The following is a 20,837-nucleotide window of genomic DNA, read 5'->3' on the forward strand; positions in this document are numbered from 1 at the left end:
TGCAACGGCCGACGGCATTGCCATGCCGTGCGGCGCGGCTGGGCGGTGCGGCGTGACATATGGATGAATGCGCGCGGCGAATATTGCCGGATTATTTGATCGAAATCATGGCGTCGGCCGAATTGAATATTTTATGCGAGGAAAGGGTAAGGTTTTTCCCCAATATGCCGACAGTAAGATGAAGACTGTCGTAAAGCGATAAACCGTTTTTCGGCTACTGAGCGTGAAGTCAGCGCGACGCGGACGTCAGATCCGCCTTTCGGAGCCTTGCATGCGCCACAACCAGCCCGTTACCCAACAGGAATTCGATTTTCCCGACGACGTCACGCTGATGTCGACGACCGACGCAGACAGCATCATCACCTACGCCAACACGACGTTCGCGCAGGTAAGCGGCTTCACGAACGAGGAACTCGTCGGCCAGCCGCACAACGTGGTGCGCCACCCGGACATGCCGCGCGAAGCGTTTGCCGACATGTGGGCGACGCTCAGGCGCGGCGAGCCGTGGACCGCGCTCGTGAAGAACCGCCGCAAGAACGGCGATCACTACTGGGTGCGCGCGAACGCGATTCCGGTGATGCGCAACGGCGAGCCGCAGGGCTACATGTCGGTGCGCACGAAGGCGCCGCACGACGAGACCGAGGCCGCCGATGCGCTGTATCGCGCGTTTCGCGAAGGCAAGGCCGGCCAGCGCCGGTTCCACAAGGGGCTGGTGATCCGCACGGGGCTGCTGCGCATCGCGTCGCTGTCGCAGACGATGTCGGTGCGCGCGCGCGTGCATTCGGCGCTGGGCGTGCTCGCGCCGGCAGTCGTCGGTGCAGGCTGGGCATGCGGGCTGGCCGGCGGCGGGCTTGCGGCATTTGCCGGCGTGACGGTCGGCGTGGCGGCCGCGGCCGGCCTGTGGCTCGATGCGCAGATCGTGCGTCCGCTGAAGCGGCTGCACGACCAGGCGCTGAACGTCGCGACCGGCGAAAGCCGGCGCGGCGTGCGGATGAACCGCGTCGACGAGATCGGCATGACGCTGCGCACGATCAACCAGCTCGGGCTGATGTTCCGCTGGCTCGTCGACGACGTCAGCGAGCAGGTGCACAACGTGCAGCGTGCAAGCAACGAGATCGCGCAGGGCAACAACGACCTGAGCGCCCGCACCGAGCAGGCTGCGTCGAGTGTGCAGGAGACGGCCGCGTCGATGGCGGAGATGACGGCGACCGTGTCGAGCAATGCGGAGACGGCGCTGCAGGCGAATCAGCTGTCGGTTTCCGCGAGTGACGCGGCCGAGCGCGGCGGGCAGGCGGTGGGCGAGGTCGTCACGACGATGAGCGACATCACGGCCAGCTCGCGCAAGATTTCGGACATCATCGGCGTGATCGACGGCATCGCGTTCCAGACCAATATCCTTGCGTTGAACGCGGCCGTCGAAGCGGCACGCGCAGGCGAGCAGGGGCGCGGTTTCGCGGTGGTTGCCGGCGAGGTGCGGGCGCTCGCGCAACGCAGCGCGAACGCGGCGAAGGAGATCAAGACGCTGATCGGTGCGAGCGTCGACCGCGTCGAATCGGGCGCGCGGCGCGTGGACGAGGCGGGCAAGACGATGGAGGACATCGTCGCGCAGGTGAAGCGCGTGTCGGACCTGATCGCGGAGATCAGCTCGTCGACGGCCGAGCAGAGCACGGGCGTGTCGCAAGTCGATCAGGCGGTCGTGCACCTGGACAACATCACGCAGCAGAACGCCGCGCTGGTCGAGCAGAGCACGGCGGCATCCGAAAGCCTGAAGCAGCAGGCAACGCGCCTCGTGGATGCGGTGAACGTATTCCGGTGATCGTCAGGGCGCGCACGCGATGTGCGCGCCCGATCACTGCATCCTGGTGGACGCGCGCAATGCGCGTTCATTTTTTTGATTCAAGCAAAACGCGCCAAACGAGAAATATTCGTATTTGAGATTTTGCATGGATGCGTTGAAACGATTCGGCTGAATTGCAATGAATGAACAAATGCATTCCCGTCAAACCGTTGACTGGCATGGCGTTTTGATTCATCCATAAACGAATTGTTCGGTAAAGACAAGATAATGCATTTCTAATGCATATTTACCCGAACACACCATAATGTTTTTGTAGGATTTGCCGAAAGCGCAGGAGCTTGATCCATGCGCATGCGGATTGACCGCAATGCGCTGGGTCGCGAATCAATCGACAAGCGGACGCAAGATCCGCTACCCGGAGCTCCACACCATGCGCAACAACCAGCCCGTCACGCAACGCGAATTCGATTTCCCCGACGACGCGACGCTGATGTCGACCACCGACGCGAACAGCTACATCACCTACGCGAACGCGGCATTCATCCAGGTCAGTGGATTTTCCCCCGAAGAGATCGAAGGGCAGCCGCACAATGTGGTGCGGCATCCGGACATGCCGAAAGAGGCGTTCGCCGACATGTGGGCGACGCTCAAGGGCGGCGAGCCGTGGACCGCGCTCGTGAAGAATCGCCGCAAGAACGGCGATCACTACTGGGTGCGTGCGAACGCGATTCCCGTCATGCGCGACGGGCAGCCGAAGGGCTACATGTCGGTGCGCACGAAGGCGACGCGCGACGAAATCGCGGCCGCGGAGGCGCTCTACAAGGAATTCCGAGAAGGGCGGGCCGGCAACCGTCATTTTCACAAGGGGTTGATCGTCCGCAAGGGCATGGCCGGGTTCACGTCGCTGTTCCAGACGATGTCGGTGCGTGCGCGGCTCCATGCGTCGCTGTGCGTGCTCGCGCCGGTCGTGGTGGCCGGCGGCTGGGCGTGCGGGCTGGCCGGTGGCGGGCTCGCCGCGTTCGCGGCGGTGACGGCAGGCGCTGCGGTGGCCGCGGGGCTGTGGCTCGATGCGCAGATTGCGCGCCCGCTCATGCAGTTGCACGACGAGGCGTTGCGCGTCGCGACCGGCGAGAGCCGCAGCGGCGTGCGGATGAACCGCGTCGACGAGATCGGGATGACGCTGCGCACGATCAACCAGCTCGGGCTGATGTTCCGCTGGCTCGTCGACGATGTGAGCGAACAGGTGCTGAACGTGCAGCGTGCGAGCAACGAGATCGCACAGGGCAACAACGACCTGAGCGCGCGCACCGAGCAGGCGTCGACGAGCGTGCAGCAGACGGCCGCATCGATGGCCGAAATGACGGCGACCGTGTCGAGCAATGCGGAGACGGCGTTGCAGGCGAACCAGTTGTCGGTGTCCGCGAGCGAAGCGGCCGGGCGCGGCGGGCAGGCGGTGGGCGAGGTCGTCGCGACGATGAACGACATCACGGCCAGCTCGCGCAAGATTTCGGACATCATCGGCGTGATCGACGGCATCGCGTTCCAGACCAATATCCTTGCGTTGAACGCGGCCGTGGAAGCGGCGCGCGCCGGCGATCAGGGGCGCGGTTTCGCGGTGGTTGCCGGCGAGGTGCGGGCGCTCGCGCAACGCAGCGCGAACGCGGCGAAGGAGATCAAGACGCTGATCGGCGCGAGCGTCGATCGGGTCGAGTCGGGTGCGCGGATCGTCGACGGCGCGGGCAAGACGATGGAGGACATCGTCGCGCAGGTGAAGCGCGTGTCGGACCTGATCGCGGAGATCAGCTCGTCGACGGCCGAGCAGAGCACGGGGGTCGCGCAGGTCGACCAGGCGGTCGTGCACCTGGACAACATCACGCAGCAGAACGCGGCACTGGTCGAGCAGAGCACGGCGGCGTCGGAGAGCCTGAAGCAGCAGGCGTCGCGGCTGGTGGAGGCGGTGAACGTGTTTCGGTGATGGGGGGGAAGTGACGCGGGCACGACGGAGAGGGACGCCGGCCCGCGCATCACGCCGACGCCGGTCAGATCAGCGCCGATTGCAGCGGCGCACGATGCTCGCGAACCTTGACGATGCGATATTCGTTACGCAGCCCTTCGTCGGTGACGATCTGCGTCTGACGGAGATCGACCACCAGTACGTCTCCCTTTCCGAAACGCTCGCCCGCATCGACCTTCGCGAGAAACTGTTCGTCGTCCAGCGCGGCGAAGAACGCCGACGTGCCATCGTGCACACGCCACTTGTTGCCGTCCTTGAATACGACGGATTCGAGTTTCAGCATCTTGCGTGCGATCGTATCGGTGACCACGACGCCGGGATCGTCACTGCCTGCGAACACATCGAGTTCATCGTTCTCGATCGCGAGTTCGATCGCTTCATCGCGGACGATGCCGAAGCTGTCGATGCCTTCGCGTTCGAGCGGCGACAGCACCTTCTGCAGGCTGATGCGGACCGTGCGGTTCTGGTACAGCCGAAAGATGGCTTCGTCGATAACGAAGGATTCCTGTTCCGATATCCAGACCCGGGTTTGAACGCCATCCGGCTCGGTACGATGCGGTTTGCGTCCGCGCAGCGTGCGAATGAAGCCGATCAGGCCGCCACCTCCGATGATGCCGAGTGCGCAGAGAATCGCCAGCGCGTTGCTGAACGCCCCGGCGCTCGGCCCGGCAAACAGGTCACGGATCTGGCTTGCGAGCGACTGGACGAAGATCAGCTCGGAATGAAACGAACCGGCCTTGAAGCTGCCTCGGACCTCGAGACGCACCTCGGTATTCTCGCCATTGAGTTCCTTGTTGGCGGACGTGAAGAGATCGGCGATCGCGATCAGGGCCGGCGCGAGGTCGCGCACGTCCATCCGGTGCTCGGCGAGCGCCGGCCCGTCGTAGATGACGTTGAACGGTTGGTGATTGCTCGTGCCGCTGCTGCCGCGTGGCGGCGGGAGCAATCGGCGATCGGCGGTACTGACGATCATGAGCGCGCTCCCGGGTTCAGAAGGGCGAAGTTGCGCCTCTGGCATGGGTGGCGCCTGGGGCGAATGTGACGAAGTGGCCGAGGGACGCAGTGCACGGGGCGGGCGTGAATCGGGCAGTCAGGCGAGGTGTTCATGAGCGAGCAAACAGGATCGAGACGGAACGCTCAATCTAGCGGTTTGCTGGCGAACGAGAAATGAGACTTGAACGAAATCTGGCGGGGTATGCCGTTTGGCAGAGGCTGGCTTGGCGGTCGCATACGCGAAGCATGCCGACATGGAGGGCACTGAGGTAACACGAAGTGACGCGGGCACGACGGAGAGGGACGCCGGCCCGCGTCGGACCGCCCGGTTCCGGCCGGGCGGTCAGGGCCCGCCGCCGAAGCGCCGGGCCCTGAACCGTCAGACGGCGAGGCAGAGGTACTTGATCACGACGTAGTCGTCGATGCCGTAGTGCGAGCCTTCGCGGCCGAGGCCCGATTGCTTCACGCCGCCGAACGGCGCGACTTCGTTCGAGATCAGGCCCGTGTTCACGCCGACCATCCCGTATTCGAGCGCTTCCGCCACCTTCCATACGCGGCCGATGTCGCGGCTGTAGAAGTACGCGGCCAAGCCGAACTCGGTGTCGTTCGCGAGACGGATTACCTCGTCGTCGCTGCCGAACTTGAACAGCGGCGCGAGCGGCCCGAACGTCTCTTCCTTCGCGACCTTCATCGCCGGCGTGACGCCCGTCAGCACGGTCGGCTCGAAGAAGCCGTGGCCGAGCGCGTGGCGCTTGCCGCCCGTCGCGACGGTCGCACCCTTCGCGAGCGCGTCCTCGATGTGCGCCTCGACCTTCAGCACGGCTGCTTCGTTGATCAGCGGACCTTGCGTGACGCCCGGCTCCGTGCCGCGGCCGACCTTCAACTGGCCGACGGCCGCCGCGAGCTTTTGCGCGAACTGGTCGTACACGGCTTCATGCACATAGAAGCGGTTCGTGCATACGCAGGTCTGGCCGCTGTTGCGGTACTTCGACGCGATCGCGCCCTGCACGGCCGCGTCGAGATCGGCGTCGTCGAACACGATGAACGGCGCGTTGCCGCCGAGCTCCAGCGACACCTTCTTGACCGTCGCCGCGCACTGCGACATCAGCAGGCGGCCGACCGGCGTCGAACCGGTGAACGACAGCTTGCGCACGATCGGGTTCGACGTCAGTTCGCCGCCGATCGCCTTCGGGTCGCCCGTGACGACGCTGAACACGCCGGCCGGCACGCCCGCGCGCTCGGCCAGCACGGCCATCGCGAGTGCGGAGAACGGCGTCGCCTCGGCCGGCTTCACGACGATCGGGCAGCCGGCGGCGAGTGCCGGGCCGACCTTGCGCGTGATCATCGCCGCCGGGAAGTTCCACGGCGTGATCGCCGCGCACACGCCGATCGCTTCCTTCGTCACGACGATGCGCTTGTCGCTCGCCGGCGTCGGGATCGTGTCGCCGTACACGCGCTTGCCTTCTTCCGCGAACCATTCGAGGAACGACGCGGCATAGCCGATCTCGCCCTTCGCCTCGGCCAGCGACTTGCCTTGCTCGGTGGTGAGGATCAGCGCGAGGTCGTCGGCGTTTTCCATCATCAGGTCGTGCCACTTGCGCAGGACGACCGCACGTTCCTTCGCGGTCTTCTTGCGCCATGCCGGCCAGGCGGCGTTCGCGGCTTCGATCGCGTGACGCGTCTCGGCCGTACCCATCGCCGGCACCGTGCCGAGCAGGCCGCCCGTCGCGGGGTTACGGACTTCGAACGTCTCGCCGTTCGTCGCGCCTTGCCATTCGCCGTTGACGTACGCCTGCTGGCGGAACAGCGACGGGTCTTTCAGTGCCAGGGTTTCCTGAACAGTGCTCATATGAATCACCTGCTTCGAAAAGGACGGATGAAACGGCCGCCGCCGTCGTAAAGACGGCGGCGGCGCATTCAATGGATGAAGTCGACGGGAACTCAGGCCGGCACGCCGACCGTTTCCTTCAGCACTTCCTCGAGGATCACGAGCGCTTCGTCGAACACGGCTTGCGGGATCGTCAGCGGGAACAGGAAGCGCACGACGTTCGAGTACACGCCGCACACGAGCAGCAGCAGGCCGCGCTCGAGCGCACGCGCCTGCACACGCTTCGTGAATTCCGCATCCGGCTCGCCCGAGCCCGGCTTCAGGAACTCGACCGCGATCATCGCGCCCGGGCCGCGCACGTCGGCGATCTGCGGCACGTCGGCTTGCAGCGCGTTCAGCTTCGCCTTCAGCACGTCGCCGAGTTGCGTCGCGCGCTCGCACAGCTTCTCTTCGTCGATGATCTCGAGCACCGCGTGCGCCGATGCGACGGCCAGCGGGTTGCCCGCGTACGTGCCGCCGAGGCCGCCAGGCGCTGCCGCGTCCATCACGTCGGCACGGCCGACCACGCCCGACAGCGGCATGCCGCCCGCGAGGCTCTTCGCCATCGTGATCAGGTCGGCCAGCACGTCGTAGTGCTGCATCGCGAACAGCTTGCCGGTACGCGCGAAGCCCGTCTGCACTTCGTCGGCGATCAGCAGGATGCCGTGTTCGTTACAGATCTTGCGCAGCGCGCGCACGAACTCGGCCGGTGCCGGGTTGAAGCCGCCTTCGCCCTGGACCGGTTCGAAGATGATCGCGGCGACGCGCTTCGGATCGATGTCGGCCTTGAACAGCATCTCGATCGCCTTGATCGAGTCGGCGGTCGTCACGCCGTGCACGGCGTTCGGGTACGGGGCGTGGAACACGTCGCCCGGGAACGGGCCGAAGTTCAGCTTGTACGGGGCGACCTTGCCGGTCAGCGCCATGCCCATCATCGTGCGGCCGTGGAAGCCGCCCGCGAAGGCGATGACGCCCGGACGGCCGGTCGCTGCACGTGCGATCTTGATCGCGTTCTCGACGGCTTCTGCGCCGGTCGTGAAGAACGCGGTCTTCTTCGGGAAATCGCCCGGCGCGCGGTCGTTGATCTTTTCAGCCAGTTCGACGTACGACGCGTACGGGACGATCTGGTAAGCAGTGTGCGTGAAGTTGTTCAGCTGATCCGCGATCGCCTTGACGATCTTCGGGTGGCGGTGGCCGGTGTTCAGCACCGCGATGCCGGCGGCGAAATCGATGAAGCGGCGGCCTTCGACATCCCACAGTTCCGCGTTCTCGGCGCGGGCTGCGTAGAAATCGCACATCACGCCAACGCCGCGCGGGGTGGCGGCGTTCTTGCGGGCCTGCAGGTCGGCATTCTTCACGGTCATCTCCTTGATGTTCTTTCCGGTGAGTAGAAAATCGGGCGCTTCGACAGCCCATGGAGGCGACTATAATCACATTTGGCTCTGGCAATCAGAGCCATTTCAATAAATATTCAGGAGCCAATCATGCGCGCGAGCGTGTTGTCGGACTGGCTGGCGCAGCGCCTCGTGCGCGGCGGCGAACAGCCGATCTACCGGCAGCTTCACCGGCTGCTGCAACAGGCGATCCTGTCGCGCGAACTGCCGGCCGGCACGCGCGTGCCGTCGTCGCGGCTCCTGGCCGCCGAGCTCGGGATCGCGCGCAACACGGTCACGCAGGTTTACGAGCAGCTTGCACTCGAAGGCTATGTGAACTCGGCGACCGGCCGCGGCACGTTCGTCGCCGACAGCGCGCCGGACGAGATCGTCGGCGCACCGACCGACGCGGCGGCCGCGCGCCCGGCGCTCGTGCAGTCGTCCGCGCGGCGGCTGTCCGCGCGCGGCACGCGGCTCGTCGAAGGCGCCGGCGTGTCGAAGCGGCAGGGCGGCGCGTTCATGCCGGGCGTGCCCGATGTGTCGCGATTTCCGGCGCGCGTGTGGACGCGGCTGCACAACAAGTACTGGCGGCGTTTGCGCCCCGACCTGCTGACCTACGCGCCGGGCGGCGGGCTCGCGCTGCTGCGCGAGGCGCTGGCCGATTACCTGCGCACGTCGCGCTCGGTGCGCTGCACGCCCGAGCAGATCGTGATCACGACCGGCATCCACCAGTCGATCGACCTCGCGGTGCGGCTCTTGACCGACCCGGGCGACGCGATCTGGACCGAGGATCCGTGCTACTGGGGCGTGCGCAGTGTGCTGAACGTGTCGGGGCTGACGACGCGGCCGATTCCGGTCGACGACGAAGGCATCGCGCCGTCGGCCGCCGATCTCGCCGAGCCGCCGAAGCTGATGCTCGTCACGCCGTCGCACCAGTACCCGCTCGGGATGGTGATGAGTCTCGCGCGGCGCCGGATGCTGCTCGAATACGCGCGCCAGCACGGCTGCTGGATCATCGAGGACGACTACGACAGCGAATTCCGCTACGGCAGCCGGCCGCTCGCGTCGCTGCAGGGGCTCGATACGGCCGGGCAGGTGATCTATGTCGGCAGCTTCGGCAAGACGCTGTTCCCGGGGCTGCGGGTCGGCTACCTGGTCGCGCCGGAGCCGCTCGCGGAAAGCTTCGCGACCGCGAGCGCCGAGCTGTATCGCGAAGGGCAGTTGCTGCAGCAGGCCGTGCTCGCCGAATTCATCGCGGAAGGACACTTCGTGTCGCATATCCGCAAGATGCGCACGCTGTACGGGCAGCGCCGCGAGGTGCTGCTCGACGCGGTCGCGCAGCGCTACGGCAACACGCTGCACGCGCTCGGCAGCGATGCGGGGCTGCATCTCGTCACGCAGTTGCCGGAAGGCGTCGACGATCGTGCGGTCGCACAGGCTGCGCTCGAACGCAATATCGTCGTGCGGCCGTTGTCGGGCTATTACGCGGATCGCGAACGTGCGGCGTCGGGGCTGCTGCTCGGCTATGCGTGCGTGCCGGAGGACGAGATCGCGACCGCGTTCGCGACGCTCGCCGAGGCGATCGACGAGCGGGCGTTCGGCAAGGCGGTCGAGGTGGCTTGAACGGAGTGCCTGGCGGCAGCATTGCGTCGTGATGCGCGCCGTCGAAGGCTGACGGAGCCATTCTCTCCGCGGTGCGGAGAGAACTCCCGTGTCACAGCACCCCCGAACCTCAATACCCGATCCACACCGCGAACGTCAGCACGACGCACGACAGCGCGAGCAGCGTCAGGAACAGCGGCAGCACGAAGCGGATCCACGCGCCGAAATCGACGCGTGCTGTGGCCAGATACGCGAGCAGCATCCCGGACGTCGGCGTGACCAGGTTCGTCAGCCCGCCGCCGAGCACGAACGCGAGCACCGACGTCTGGCCGCTCACGCCGGAGAGCTGCGCGATCGGCCCGATGATCGGCATGCTGACCGCGGCCTTGCCCGACACCGACGGAATGAACACGTCGAGCACCATCTGCACGCCCATCAGCCCGTTCGCGACCCACACCGGTGACTGGCCGTCCGCGAGCCGCGTGAAGAAGTTGATCAGCGTGTCGAGCACGAGGCTGTTCTGCAGCAGCAGTTCGACGGACGCCGCGAGCCCCATCAACAGTGCCGCGAGGATCATGTTCTTCATCCCGTCGACGAACGCATCGGCTGCGCTGCGCGAATCGAGCCCGCCGATCACGGCCGTCACGATGCTCACGAACGTGTAGAACGCCGCCAGCTCGACGTTGCCCCACTTCAGTTCGCGCGTACCGTAGATCAGCATCGCGACGGCGGCTGCGAACACAACCAGCGTCGCCTTGTGACGCAGCGACAGCTTCGCGGCCGCGTGCGCGGCGTGGCCGGCGGCGGTCTGCCCGGCGCGATAGCCGGTGTTGCGCACGTAGCGCAGCAGGTACAGGATGCCGATCGTCAGGAACACGACGAACACGGCCGCGCGCAGCGCGACGCCGCTGAACAGCGGCACGCCGACGAGCGGCTGCGCGACAGCCAGCGCGAGCGGGTTCGTGACCGACGCGATATAGCCGATCTTCGCGGCGAGCGCGACGAGTGCGACCGCGAACAGGTCGGAGAGACCCAGGCGCCGCGCGATCACGACGACCATCGGAATGATCACGAGGTACTCGGAGATGAAGCCGAGCAGCGTGCTGCCGAGCCCGATCAGGATCATCAGCAGCGGCGTCAGCAGATAGGCATTGTTGCCGGTGAGCTGCAGCAGCCGGTCGATGCCCGCGTCGACCACGCCGGTGCGCCGCATCACGCCGAACATCCCGCCGACAAACATCACCATCACGATCAGCGGTGCATTCTTCAGCAATCCTTCCGGTATCGCGACGAACGCCGAGACGAGGCTCGCGGGCATCGCATGGGTGGGCGTGCTGTGGCTGACTGCCGGCGCGACGAGCGTCGCAAGGGCGGTGGTCTTCGGCACCACGTGATAGGTGCCCGGCACGACGAGGCGGCCGTTGCGCTCGAAGCGGCCGGAATCGACGCCCCACGTGAGCGCGATCGCGACGGCCAGTACCCACAGCATCATCACGACCGGATGCAGCATCTTGCCGTGCGGATGCGGCGCGCGGCCGGCGTGGGCCGATGCGTCGCCGGTCGCATTGTCGGCCGCGTTGTGGGGCGATGCGTCAGCCGGAGCCGCGAGCGCGGTGGCGTCGGCGGCGCGTGTGCCGGTCGGGTTCGGGGAAGGAGCGGACATCGGATCCTCGTCGGTGAGGGAAGCGGCCCGTCAGGCCGGTTGCAGCGCGGCGCGCGCCGGGACGTAGCCGAGTTCGGCGGAAATCGCGTGGCTGCACGCCTGCAGGCGTTCGAGATAGTCGGGAATGTCGGCGTGGCTCACGCGCACCTCGGGCCCCGTCACGCTGACCGACGCGACCGCCGCACCCGTCAGGTCGCGCACCGGCACTGCGATCCCGACTGCGCCGGGCGTCACCTCGCCGCTGCTCACCGCATAGCCCTTGCGCGCGACCGCGTCGAGTTCGCCGGCGAGCTTCGCCGGATCGTCGGTCTGCCCGTTCCGGCGCAATTGCGCGAGATATTCGTCGCGCACCGCGTCGGGCGCGAACGCGAGCAACACCTTGCCCGATGCGCCGAAATTGATCGGCCGGCGGTTGCCGACCGCGCCGACGGTACGCACCGTGTGCGTCGTCTCGCAACGCGCGACGCACACCGATTCGAGCCCTTCGCGTACGCGCAGCACGATGGTCTCGTTGATTGCCTGGTTGAGCGCGAGCATGTGCCGGTGCGCGGCGCGCACGAGTGCATTCTGCTGCGACGCGGCCACGCCGATCACGAACGCTTGCGGGCCGAGCGCATAGGTGGACGTGCGCGGGTCCTGCACGACGAAGCGGTGCAGTTCGAGCGTGCACAGCATCCGGTACGTGCGCGACTTGTTGATGCCGAGCTGCGACGCGAGTTCGGTCACGCCGAGGTTCGGATGCTCGGCCACGTAGGTCAGCAGCTTCAACGCGCTGTCGACGGCGTCGACGATGTAGGTCGTCATGCGATGTCTCCCTGCGGCGCGACGCGCGCGCGGACGTAATCGGCGAGCGCGTCGAGGTACGCATCGACCGAGCGCTTCAGCGTGGCGAAGCCCGCATGTTTCGCGAACGCGGCTTCGTCCATGTACAGCGCGCGATTGAATTCGATCTGGATGCTGTGGCGTTGCCGTGCGGGGTCGGCGAGCGCGGTCAGCAGGTCGCCGCCCTGGTACGGGTCGTTGACCTGCACGCGATAGCCGGCGTCGACGAACCATTGCGCGGTCCACGCGGTGAAGGCCGGATCGGCGGTCGTGCCGCGCCGGTCGCTGACGACGACGTCCGGCCGCAATTCGCCCGCGTCGACGTTCATCGCGTTGCCGCGCGACTTCATCGAGTGGCAGTCGATGTGCCACAGCGCACCGTGCGCGGCATGCAGCGGCTCGGCGATGCCGGCGAGCGCACGGCGGTACGGCAGGTAGTACGCGTCGATCCGGTGGCGCACTTCCGCGAGCGACAGCTTGCGGTCGTACAGCGGCACGCCGGGCAGCGCGTCGCGCCGGATCAGCCCCATCCCGCGCTGCGTGTACGGCTGCGGCGACAGCGGCTCGGGCCACGGCTCGGCCAGCAGCGTCGCGTCGATGTCGGTTTCCGCGCGGTTCGGATCGATGTACGCGCGCGGAAACGTCGCGCCGAGCAGCGTGCCGCCGCGCGCGGGCGTGCCTGCCCACAGGTCGTCGATGTACGCGTCCCACGTCGTGCGGATCGCGTCGTCGGGAGCGACGGTGGCGAAGTCCGGCGGATACGCGATGCCGCTGTGCGGCGAGTCGACGACGATCGGCAGGGCCGGCACCGTCGGCGTCGCGATGAAATGCGCGGGCGATGCATCGGCAGTCGCGTTGTTGCAATTAAACGTCAGCATGGGGATCAGGTTCTTTACCTAGTTTCTCGAAGCGTCTCGTGCGTTTGTTTTAATCATTAAAACAGCGTATCAATATTTCACAACGACTGAAAATCGCGGTCAAGGGCTTTTTTCGATACCGGGATTGCGCGCCGCGATCGGGCTGTAATGCCCGTGGTTATTGGGCTTGTTTCATTCCTTGAAACGCCTGTCGATTCAGGGGTGTTGGACTCCCGTGCGCGATTTTTGGCATCGCTTGACGCTTCAAATCTCCAAATTCGACAATGAATAAGACGATGTTTTATTCAATAAAACACGTTTCGAGCGAAATAAATCGCTCCCCATATTCAATCGATAAAAGGGGTCGGAGATGAAGCGAAAAGGGATGGCGGTCGCGCTGGCGGGTATCGCAACGGCGGCGGGTGCGATGCACGCGCACGCACAGTCGAGCGTGACGCTGTACGGCGTGGTCGATTCGGGGATCACGTACACGAACAACCAGAACGGTCATGCCGCGTGGCAGGCGACCGGCGGCAACGAGCAAGGCACGCGTTTCGGGCTGCTCGGCAAGGAAGACCTCGGCGGCGGCACGCGCGCGGTGTTCCGGCTCGAGAACGGCTTCAACATCGAGAGCGGTGCGGCGAGCCAGGGCGGCCGGCTGTTCGGGCGCCGTGCGTACGTCGGGCTGGAAAACGACCGCTGGGGCACGCTGACGATGGGCCGCCAGTACAACGCGGCGCAGGAGGTGCTGGAGCCGCTGCAGATCGGCGCGACCACCGCGCTCACGCAGTACGCGCTGCACCCGTTCGACACCGACGACCTGAACAACACGTTCCGCACCAACAACTCGGTGCAGTACCAGACGCCCACGTGGTACGGGCTGCGCGCGGTCGGCCTGTACGGCTTCTCGAATTCGACGTCGTTCGCGCAAAACCGTGTGTGGAGCATCGGCACGAGCTACGAGAACGGGCCGCTGCAACTCGGCGCGGCCTACGTGCGCGTCGATCATCCGGCCATCGACACGACGGGTGCGGCCGCGTCCGACAACTACTACACGTTCATCAAGGGCGTGACGCGCCAGCAGATCTGGGGCGCGGGCGGTGCGTATGCATGGGGCGCCGCGACGTTCGGGCTGCTGTACACGAGCTCGCTGTTCAACCTGCAGACCGGCGGCGCGATGCGCTTCAACAACTATGAGGGCAGCGTGCGCTACCTGATGACGCCCGCGCTGCAGTTCGCGCTCGGCGAAACCTACACGCAGGTGCTCGCGTCGCAGGGGCCGAAGCCGAGCTCGCACTACCTGCAGACGAGCGTCGGCGCGCAGTATTTCCTGTCGAAGCGCACCGATATCTACGTGAATGCGTTCTACCAGCGCGCGTCGTCGAACGCGGTGGCCGCGATCGAAGGGATCTCGAACCCGTCGAGCACACGCACGCAGATCGTCGCGGTGACGGGCATCCGCCACAAGTTCTGACGCGGCGGCAGGCCGCGGGCGCGCGCTTTCTGCTTACAGCCGGATCAGCGCCGCGCCCGCCACCACCAGCGCGCACGCGGCGAGCCGCTGCGCGCCGGGCCGCTCGCGCATCACGAGCCAGCCGATCGCGACCGCGAAGATCGAGCTCGTTTCGCGCAGCGCCGACACCGTCCCGACCGGCAAGTACCGGTACGCGAGGATCACGATGCCGTACGCGGCGAGCGAGATCGTGCCGGCGATCGCGCCCTGCGTGAGGGCGGTGCGCGAGCCGAGCACCGCGCGCGGGCCGCCGCGCACCGCGCAGACCAGCACGAACTGCGGCACGCTCCACAGCACGTATACCCACGCGATGTAGCCGAGCGCGCTGCCGGATACGCGCGAGCCGATGCCGTCGCAGATCGAATACGCGGCGATGAACACGCCGGTGAGCAGCGCAAACGGCACGCCTTCGCCGGAGAACCGGAAGCCGCGCCGCAGCGCGAGCGACATGATGCCGAACGACACGAGCGCGATGCCCGCGAAGCCGAACGGCGTTGGCCGCTCGTGCAGAATCGCGAGCGCCAGTACCGACACGAGCAGCGGAGAAATCCCGCGCGCGATCGGGTAGATCTGCCCGAATTCGCCGCTGCGGTACGCGCGCGCCAGCGTGAAGCAGTACGCGACCTCGAGTACGGCCGACCCGGCGATGTACGGCCATGCGGCGGGCGCCGGCGCGGGCAGCAGCGCGGCGCCGGCGACGCCGAACACGAAATACGGCAGCGACATCGTGCCGAGCTGGACGAGCCGGTCTTCGCTGACGTGGAGGAAGGCGTTCCAGATGGCGTGCAGCAACGCGGAGCACAGCACGAGGCCGATGAAGAGGTGGTCCATGGACGAAGGGGCGGACGGGGGCGGGAGCGGAGGAGGCGCCGTCATTATGTGGGTATCGGGCGTACTCGCATGGAATTGTCGATAATGGAGTGTTGTTATTCACCGGATGCCGACCATGACCGAAGCCACCCAAGCCCAGCCTGCCGTTCCGCGCCTCACGAGCCTGTCACATGGCGGCGGCTGCGGCTGCAAGATTGCGCCGGGCGTGCTGTCCGAGCTGCTGAAGCGCGCGACGCCGCCCGCGCTGTTCCCGGATCTGCTGGTCGGCACCGAGACGTCCGACGACGCGGCCGTCTACCGTCTCAACGACGAGCAGGCGATCGTCGCGACCACCGACTTCTTCATGCCGATCGTCGACGATCCGTTCGACTTCGGTCGCATCGCGGCGACCAACGCGCTGTCCGACGTCTATGCGATGGGCGGCAAGCCGATCCTCGCGCTCGCGCTGGTCGGCATGCCGATCAACGTGCTGCCGCACGAGACGATCGCGGCCGTGCTGCGCGGCGGCGAATCGGTGTGCGCGGACGCGGGCATTCCGGTCGCGGGCGGCCATTCGATCGATTCGGTCGAGCCGATCTACGGGCTCGCGGCGATCGGCGTCGTGCATCCGTCGCGCGTGAAGCGCAATGCGGCCGCGCGCGCGGGCGACGTGCTCGTGCTCGGCAAGCCGCTTGGCGTCGGCGTGTTGTCGGCCGCGCTGAAGAAGAACCAGCTCGATGCCGAGGGCTATGCGCAGATGGTCGCGACGACCACCAAGCTGAACCGGCCGGGTGCCGAGCTCGCCGCGCTGCCGGGCGTGCATGCGCTGACCGACGTCACCGGCTTCGGGCTGCTCGGCCATACGCTCGAACTGGCGCGCGGCGCGCACCTCACCGCACGCGTGCACTATGGGTCGCTGCCGTGGCTCGCGGGCGTCGAGGCGTTCGTTGCCGATGGCGTGTTCACCGGCGCGTCGGGCCGCAACTGGGCCGCGTACGGCGCGGACGTGCAACTGGCCGCCACGCTGCCGCCCGTCGCACAGGCGCTGCTGACCGATCCGCAGACGTCGGGCGGCCTGCTGGTCGCGTGTGCGCCCGACGCTGTCGATGACGTGCTCGCGTGCTTCCGTGCCGACGGCTTCGACCGCGCGGGCGTGATCGGCGAGATGGTGGACGGGCCTGCGCGTGTCGATGTCGCGTGACACTGAAGCGCCACACCTGATTTTTTTGCGGTCGCTAGAATCGATGCCTTCCATCGAAGGCATCGACGACCGATGAACGATTTCCTGTTCGGGCTGATGATCGCGCTGTCGGTCGGACCCGTTGCGCTGATGATCGCGAACTACGGGATGCGCGCCGGCAGCCTCGCGGGGCAGCTCGTGTTCGCCTTCGGCGGCAGCGTGATCGGCCGGATCGTGAAGTCGCCGGGGCTGCTCGCGGCAAGCCATGTGGTTGCGGCGCTTGTCGTGCTGGGATACGGCATCGCGGGGCTGGCACGGTTGTAGCGGTTCGCCGGAAGGGTGATCAGCCTGCAGGTGCGATTGGCGTGTCGGTGCCGATCAACCGGATAGTATTCCTGAAGGTTTGTCGGCGAGCGAATACCCTTTCCGTTGCGATTTTCGCGCGCATTGCAGCCGTACCGCACCCGCCTCGACGTGCCGGTGCCGTTTCGTAGTCGGGTTCCGCATCGGGCACGCGCGTTCTATACTCCGTCGCGCAGTCTACGAGAGCCGTTCTCACCCAACATCATCGAAACAAGGAACGCCGATGCTGACTCGCTCCATTCTTTCCGCCGCTGCATTCTCGCTCGCAGCCTGTGCGACCGCGCCGTCGATCGCGCAGGACAACCAGGGCAACAACGCGGGCAACAATGCATTCGCCGAGACCGGTGCACAGGGCCGCCCGGTCAAGGTCATGATCATCACGATGTTCGGTCCGGAGGGCCAGGCATGGCTCGACCGGCTCGGCCCGTGGCGCGACATCGCCGTGCCCGGCCTGTCGCCCGACTACCCGAACGTGCATTGCAACAAGCAGGACGTGTGCGTGGTCACGACCGGCATGGGCTATGCGAACGCGTCGGCGACGATCATGGCGCTCACGTTCTCGCAGCGCTTCGACCTGCGCCGCACGTACTTCCTGATCTCCGGCATCGCGGGTGTCGACCCCGCGCAAGGCACGGTCGGTTCGGCCGCATGGTCAAAGTACCTCGTCGATTTCAGCCTGCAGTGGGAGCTCGATGCACGCGAGATTCCGGCCGGCTGGAATACGGGCTTCCTCGGCATCAACACGAGGAGCCCGAACGACAAGCCGCCGCTCGACTATCGCACCGAGGTGTTCCAGCTCAACCCGCAACTGACCGACGCCGCTGTCGCGCTGTCGCGCAACGTCGTGCTCGCGGACAGCGCGCAGGCACAGGCCGCACGCGCGAAGTTCAACTACGCGCCGGCGAACCGGCCGCCGACGGTGATCCAGTGCGATACGTCATCGGGCAACACGTGGTTCTCGGGCACGCTGATCGGCGAGCGCGCGCGCCAGTGGACGAAGATCCTGACCGACGGCAAGGGCACGTACTGCATGACCGCCCAGGAAGACAACGCGACGTATGAAGCGCTCAAGCGGGCATCGAGCGTGAAGCGGGTCGACCTGTCGCGCGTCGCGGTGCTGCGCACCGGGTCCGATTTCGACCGGCCGTATGCGGGGCAGACGAGCGCCGACAACCTGCTGAACTACGCGGACCAGGGCGGCTTCGCGCCGGCGACCGAAAACCTGTATCGCGCGGGCAATCCGCTCGTACAGGACATCGTGACGCATTGGGGCGAATGGCGCGACGGCGTGCCGCGCCGCTAAGTTGACGTAGCGACGCGTGGAAGCAGTTGATCGTCCGCGCGTGGCAGAACTCCGGGTGACGTTGTGTCACCCGGAGCGACCGGACGTCAGGAATCACTGCGTGGGCCGGGCGATCTTGAGTTCGATCCGCGTATATTCGGGCCCCAATAGCTGCATGGTTGCAGTTTGACCGTGCTCATCCGTCATGCCGATGTACTGCGTTGCACTGGTGCTGATCCGGTAGCAGATGTATGCAAGCGGCCGCTTGTCCCCATCCCGTAAAAACAACGATTGATTCCGTGTGCGAGCGGTCCAGCGCTCGGACGTCACGAAACGTGCCGGCGCGGGTTCCCTGTCGTCGTCGCACGTAAAACGGTACGAGCCAGGCGGGGGGCCTAGTGTCTCGGGTGTCAGTGCATAACTGACGACGCCAGGTGTACCGGCCGAATTGCAGAGACTCCGGCACCCTGCGGGCGGGCACTTGGGAACGAATTGAACCCAAAGCTGCTTTGCGTCGTCGGGATCGAGCTTGCCGTTCCGACGCGACACGATTCGCTCGCCGACATGGATGTCATCGGGCACCATGCCGAGTTGCACGAGGAATGATTTCATCTGTGCGCCGCGTTGTCGTGCGAGTTGAACCGGTTGTTTTTCCCAATCGTAGGCTGTCGCTTCAATCGATGCAGCGGCGCCCTCGCGCGTCCACTCCTTGGCGGTCAGGTAGTGTCTGACGACGGAGAGTCTGTCGCTGTTGTTGATTTCGACCGTATTCATCGGTAGCTGCATGCTGTCGGTCAACATGACCTTGCATGCATCGGCCTGTATCGGGAATGACAGGACGGCAGTCAGTGTGGCAATGGCATGTCGCATGAGTCGCTCCGATCTAACGTGCCAGAATGAACCAGGCAATGTTGTCCGCGTTGCCGATCGCCCTGTCCGGAAAGCGCTTGGCGAACTGGGCACAAGCCGAGCGCCCGTATGCTCCCGAGTGGTCGTCGGCACCGAATGTGTCTGCAAAATGAGCACATTCGTGAACGATCGTCAGTTGTTGCGACGAGAGATTGCCGGCCGATCGCCGGGGCAGTGCGCAAAAAGGAAGGTTGATGGCGATGGTATGGGTTGACGTGTCCGGACGACAGACGTGTGCGACCTCGGCGTCGAGATGTTGCGTGTTCGGCAGGCATCCTGTCGCGCGGTCGGCCTCGGAGCCGATGCGGACGAAATTTCTTGGGCCGAGATTCGACATGACGCTGGCCAGGGCGCCGAGTCCCAATATCAGCCGCCGTGTCGTATCGAAATGCGCCGAGCCGAACCATTCGATAACCCGCGCTTCCGTGGCCGGGCTCCATCGAACCAATTCCCTTCGGCGCTGTTCGGTGATTGCCACCGCCTCGTCTCGCAATTCGAGTATTTGCTTCCTGAACGCCGAATCCGTCATGTTCGGACATATCGGCGATCCGTCGAGCGATAAGTCGCGCTCTTGCGATGTTGTCATGGGCACTCTCCATTGGGTCATCATCGGGAGTGCTCATGCTAGATATCTGACCGCGACCCGCGATGCGCAAAATTGCAAGCGACGAGGTGAGCGAGTGTTGGGAAGTGTGAATGGAGGGCTTGCACGCGCACGGCTTCCTGCGGCGAAGCGGCGTTCGTTCGCGCGCTCAACCCTGGATATGAGCAGGTTCAGCGCCGCGTGAACAGGCGAGGTGCATTCGTTCAGCCCCGAAGGACTGCAGCGAATGTGGCTCGGCAGACGAGTCCGTCTGTGTCAATTGATCTGCCAGGCCTGAGTCGGATTCGGCCGTCGAATTCCCGACGAGTAACGTCAGGAATTGTGTCGCTGCGAAGACAGAGAACCGATGCGGTCGTGACGTGCGTTTCACGCGCTCCAAGCCGATATGTACTGTTTGCCTGCCGCGCGGCTAATGGCCGCCTTGGTCTCGGCGGCACATCAAGGCAGACGTCAATGCGCGTGCGGGGCCGAACGGAACGGCGTCCACACCGGCGTGGTGTCGTCCCAGTGATCGAGCGGCGAAGGGAGTTGATCGTTCATCATGTGCTCCTGCAACTAACTGACTGACTCGGCGAGTCGTCGATGGATGGCTCGAAACGCCGCGCACGGGGCAACCCGTTGCGCGGCGTTGCGCGTTTACCGGCCTCCGCCGGCGAGCTGGTTGCTTTCCGGCATCGAGCGATACGGGCCTTGCGCCAGTTCGAGCCCTTGCGGATACGAATTGGCCTTGCGCAGGTAGGCGAGCGTGCCGTCCTTGCGTGCTTGCTCGACTTCCGCGCTCACTTCGGCGCGTGTACGCGGGCCGTAGTGCTGCGAGTACCACGACGTGTTGCCGTAGTCGCCGGCATGCGGGGTGCCGGAATCGGCGAAGGCCGGTGCGGACACCGCGAGCGTGAGGGCGAGGGCGGAGAGAAGATGGCGGCGGTTCATGGCGTAACTCCTGTGTCGATATGAGTTAGCGCTTCAGCGCTTACTCAGATCCCATGCTTGGCGGTCGATATGAGTTAGCGCTTCAGCGCTTACTCAGATCCCATGCAAGGCATTTCGGAGCTGGCGCTTCAGCGCTTACTCCGGTCCCATCAAGCGGGATCTGTTCGATGCGCAACGAGGTGCGAGACAGGGTTTACTCTAGGTATCTGTTCCGTCGCGATAAATGCGGCAGATGCGAATTGAATTGTCGTGTCAGT

The 20,837-nt window shown here is 65.7% G+C and carries 17 protein-coding genes; 7 read left to right on the plus strand and 10 right to left on the minus strand.

The window, feature by feature from the left end; translation table 11 throughout:
- Positions 1–271: 271 nt before the first annotated feature.
- Together BDI24065_RS26190 and BDI24065_RS26195 are read left to right on the plus strand one after the other, a co-directional pair.
- Positions 272–1,816 carry a methyl-accepting chemotaxis protein gene (locus tag BDI24065_RS26190; RefSeq protein ID WP_175033711.1) on the plus strand — a complete coding sequence of 515 codons (1,545 nt, stop codon included), beginning with the start codon at positions 272–274 and terminating at the stop codon, positions 1,814–1,816.
- Positions 1,817–2,228: 412 nt separating this feature from the next.
- Positions 2,229–3,773, plus strand: a complete 1,545-nt coding sequence (locus BDI24065_RS26195; RefSeq protein ID WP_175033712.1) for a methyl-accepting chemotaxis protein — start codon at positions 2,229–2,231, stop codon at positions 3,771–3,773.
- A 64-nt stretch (positions 3,774–3,837) separates the two neighbouring features.
- On the opposite strand, the gene BDI24065_RS26200 is transcribed toward BDI24065_RS26195, so the two are convergent.
- The 3 genes from BDI24065_RS26200 to BDI24065_RS26210 form a co-directional block, all read right to left on the minus strand.
- Positions 3,838–4,785 (minus strand): hypothetical protein, encoded by a 948-nt coding sequence (locus BDI24065_RS26200; RefSeq protein ID WP_175033713.1) that lies wholly within the window; start codon positions 4,783–4,785, stop codon positions 3,838–3,840.
- Positions 4,786–5,184: 399 nt separating this feature from the next.
- A complete protein-coding gene (gene gabD / locus BDI24065_RS26205; protein WP_175033714.1) occupies positions 5,185–6,654 on the minus strand; it encodes an NADP-dependent succinate-semialdehyde dehydrogenase in 1,470 nt (489 codons plus the stop codon).
- Between the two features lie 92 nt (positions 6,655–6,746).
- Positions 6,747–8,030, minus strand: coding sequence for a 4-aminobutyrate--2-oxoglutarate transaminase (locus BDI24065_RS26210; protein WP_122949629.1), 1,284 nt, complete (start codon positions 8,028–8,030; stop codon positions 6,747–6,749).
- 126 nt (positions 8,031–8,156) lie between these two features.
- On the opposite strand from BDI24065_RS26210, the gene BDI24065_RS26215 reads away from it, so the two are divergent.
- Positions 8,157–9,668: a PLP-dependent aminotransferase family protein gene (locus BDI24065_RS26215; protein WP_175033715.1), complete on the plus strand. Its 1,512-nt coding sequence runs from the start codon at positions 8,157–8,159 to the stop codon at positions 9,666–9,668.
- Between the two features lie 109 nt (positions 9,669–9,777).
- Here BDI24065_RS26215 and BDI24065_RS26220 read toward each other — a convergent pair whose 3' ends face one another.
- From BDI24065_RS26220 to BDI24065_RS26230, 3 genes are read right to left on the minus strand one after another with little or no spacing between them, the layout of a single operon-like run.
- Positions 9,778–11,310, minus strand: coding sequence for a YfcC family protein (locus BDI24065_RS26220; RefSeq protein WP_175033716.1), 1,533 nt, complete (start codon positions 11,308–11,310; stop codon positions 9,778–9,780).
- A 30-nt stretch (positions 11,311–11,340) separates the two neighbouring features.
- Positions 11,341–12,114 (minus strand): IclR family transcriptional regulator, encoded by a 774-nt coding sequence (locus BDI24065_RS26225; protein ID WP_175033717.1) that lies wholly within the window; start codon positions 12,112–12,114, stop codon positions 11,341–11,343.
- Positions 12,111–13,010 (minus strand): N-formylglutamate amidohydrolase, encoded by a 900-nt coding sequence (locus tag BDI24065_RS26230; protein ID WP_175033718.1) that lies wholly within the window; start codon positions 13,008–13,010, stop codon positions 12,111–12,113. Before BDI24065_RS26230 ends, BDI24065_RS26225 begins: the two co-directional genes overlap by 4 nt.
- Before the next feature lie 349 nt (positions 13,011–13,359).
- Between BDI24065_RS26230 and BDI24065_RS26235 the strand changes: the two genes are divergently transcribed.
- The gene (locus tag BDI24065_RS26235; RefSeq protein WP_175033719.1) at positions 13,360–14,463 is read left to right on the plus strand and encodes a porin; all 1,104 of its coding nucleotides are present in this window, start codon (positions 13,360–13,362) and stop codon (positions 14,461–14,463) included.
- 33 nt (positions 14,464–14,496) lie between these two features.
- On the opposite strand, the gene BDI24065_RS26240 is transcribed toward BDI24065_RS26235, so the two are convergent.
- Positions 14,497–15,333, minus strand: a complete 837-nt coding sequence (locus BDI24065_RS26240; protein WP_039367901.1) for a DMT family transporter — start codon at positions 15,331–15,333, stop codon at positions 14,497–14,499.
- 115 nt (positions 15,334–15,448) lie between these two features.
- Between BDI24065_RS26240 and selD the strand changes: the two genes are divergently transcribed.
- From selD to BDI24065_RS26255, 3 genes are all read left to right on the plus strand, one after another.
- Positions 15,449–16,513, plus strand: a complete 1,065-nt coding sequence (gene selD / locus BDI24065_RS26245; RefSeq protein ID WP_175033720.1) for a selenide, water dikinase SelD — start codon at positions 15,449–15,451, stop codon at positions 16,511–16,513.
- Positions 16,514–16,585: 72 nt separating this feature from the next.
- The gene (locus BDI24065_RS26250) at positions 16,586–16,816 is read left to right on the plus strand and encodes a hypothetical protein (protein WP_175033721.1); all 231 of its coding nucleotides are present in this window, start codon (positions 16,586–16,588) and stop codon (positions 16,814–16,816) included.
- Positions 16,817–17,078: 262 nt separating this feature from the next.
- Positions 17,079–18,158: a purine-nucleoside phosphorylase gene (locus tag BDI24065_RS26255; RefSeq protein ID WP_175033722.1), complete on the plus strand. Its 1,080-nt coding sequence runs from the start codon at positions 17,079–17,081 to the stop codon at positions 18,156–18,158.
- Positions 18,159–18,251: 93 nt separating this feature from the next.
- On the opposite strand, the gene BDI24065_RS26260 is transcribed toward BDI24065_RS26255, so the two are convergent.
- The 3 genes from BDI24065_RS26260 to BDI24065_RS26270 form a co-directional block, all read right to left on the minus strand.
- Positions 18,252–19,007, minus strand: a complete 756-nt coding sequence (locus BDI24065_RS26260; RefSeq protein ID WP_175033723.1) for a hypothetical protein — start codon at positions 19,005–19,007, stop codon at positions 18,252–18,254.
- 13 nt (positions 19,008–19,020) lie between these two features.
- Positions 19,021–19,632 (minus strand): M35 family metallo-endopeptidase, encoded by a 612-nt coding sequence (locus tag BDI24065_RS26265; RefSeq protein WP_254609868.1) that lies wholly within the window; start codon positions 19,630–19,632, stop codon positions 19,021–19,023.
- Between the two features lie 654 nt (positions 19,633–20,286).
- A complete protein-coding gene (locus tag BDI24065_RS26270) occupies positions 20,287–20,580 on the minus strand; it encodes a DUF4148 domain-containing protein (protein ID WP_027790465.1) in 294 nt (97 codons plus the stop codon).
- Between the last annotated feature and the right edge of the window lie 257 nt (positions 20,581–20,837).

This window comes from Burkholderia lata (genome assembly GCF_902499025.1).
GTDB classification, from domain to species: Bacteria; Pseudomonadota; Gammaproteobacteria; order Burkholderiales; family Burkholderiaceae; genus Burkholderia; species Burkholderia lata_C.

Coding starts and splice junctions, on each gene's coding strand:
- BDI24065_RS26255 (WP_175033722.1), top strand. CDS start 17,079: ATGCTGACTCGCTCCATTCTTTCCGCCGCTGCATTCTCGCTCGCAGCC.
- BDI24065_RS26260 (WP_175033723.1), bottom strand. CDS start 19,007: ATGCGACATGCCATTGCCACACTGACTGCCGTCCTGTCATTCCCGATA.
- BDI24065_RS26190 (WP_175033711.1), top strand. CDS start 272: ATGCGCCACAACCAGCCCGTTACCCAACAGGAATTCGATTTTCCCGAC.
- BDI24065_RS26230 (WP_175033718.1), bottom strand. CDS start 13,010: ATGCTGACGTTTAATTGCAACAACGCGACTGCCGATGCATCGCCCGCG.
- BDI24065_RS26250 (WP_175033721.1), top strand. CDS start 16,586: ATGAACGATTTCCTGTTCGGGCTGATGATCGCGCTGTCGGTCGGACCC.
- BDI24065_RS26240 (WP_039367901.1), bottom strand. CDS start 15,333: ATGGACCACCTCTTCATCGGCCTCGTGCTGTGCTCCGCGTTGCTGCAC.
- BDI24065_RS26220 (WP_175033716.1), bottom strand. CDS start 11,310: ATGTCCGCTCCTTCCCCGAACCCGACCGGCACACGCGCCGCCGACGCC.
- BDI24065_RS26225 (WP_175033717.1), bottom strand. CDS start 12,114: ATGACGACCTACATCGTCGACGCCGTCGACAGCGCGTTGAAGCTGCTG.
- BDI24065_RS26195 (WP_175033712.1), top strand. CDS start 2,229: ATGCGCAACAACCAGCCCGTCACGCAACGCGAATTCGATTTCCCCGAC.
- BDI24065_RS26235 (WP_175033719.1), top strand. CDS start 13,360: ATGAAGCGAAAAGGGATGGCGGTCGCGCTGGCGGGTATCGCAACGGCG.
- gabD (WP_175033714.1), bottom strand. CDS start 6,654: ATGAGCACTGTTCAGGAAACCCTGGCACTGAAAGACCCGTCGCTGTTC.
- BDI24065_RS26200 (WP_175033713.1), bottom strand. CDS start 4,785: ATGATCGTCAGTACCGCCGATCGCCGATTGCTCCCGCCGCCACGCGGC.
- BDI24065_RS26215 (WP_175033715.1), top strand. CDS start 8,157: ATGCGCGCGAGCGTGTTGTCGGACTGGCTGGCGCAGCGCCTCGTGCGC.
- selD (WP_175033720.1), top strand. CDS start 15,449: ATGACCGAAGCCACCCAAGCCCAGCCTGCCGTTCCGCGCCTCACGAGC.
- BDI24065_RS26265 (WP_254609868.1), bottom strand. CDS start 19,632: ATGACAACATCGCAAGAGCGCGACTTATCGCTCGACGGATCGCCGATA.
- BDI24065_RS26270 (WP_027790465.1), bottom strand. CDS start 20,580: ATGAACCGCCGCCATCTTCTCTCCGCCCTCGCCCTCACGCTCGCGGTG.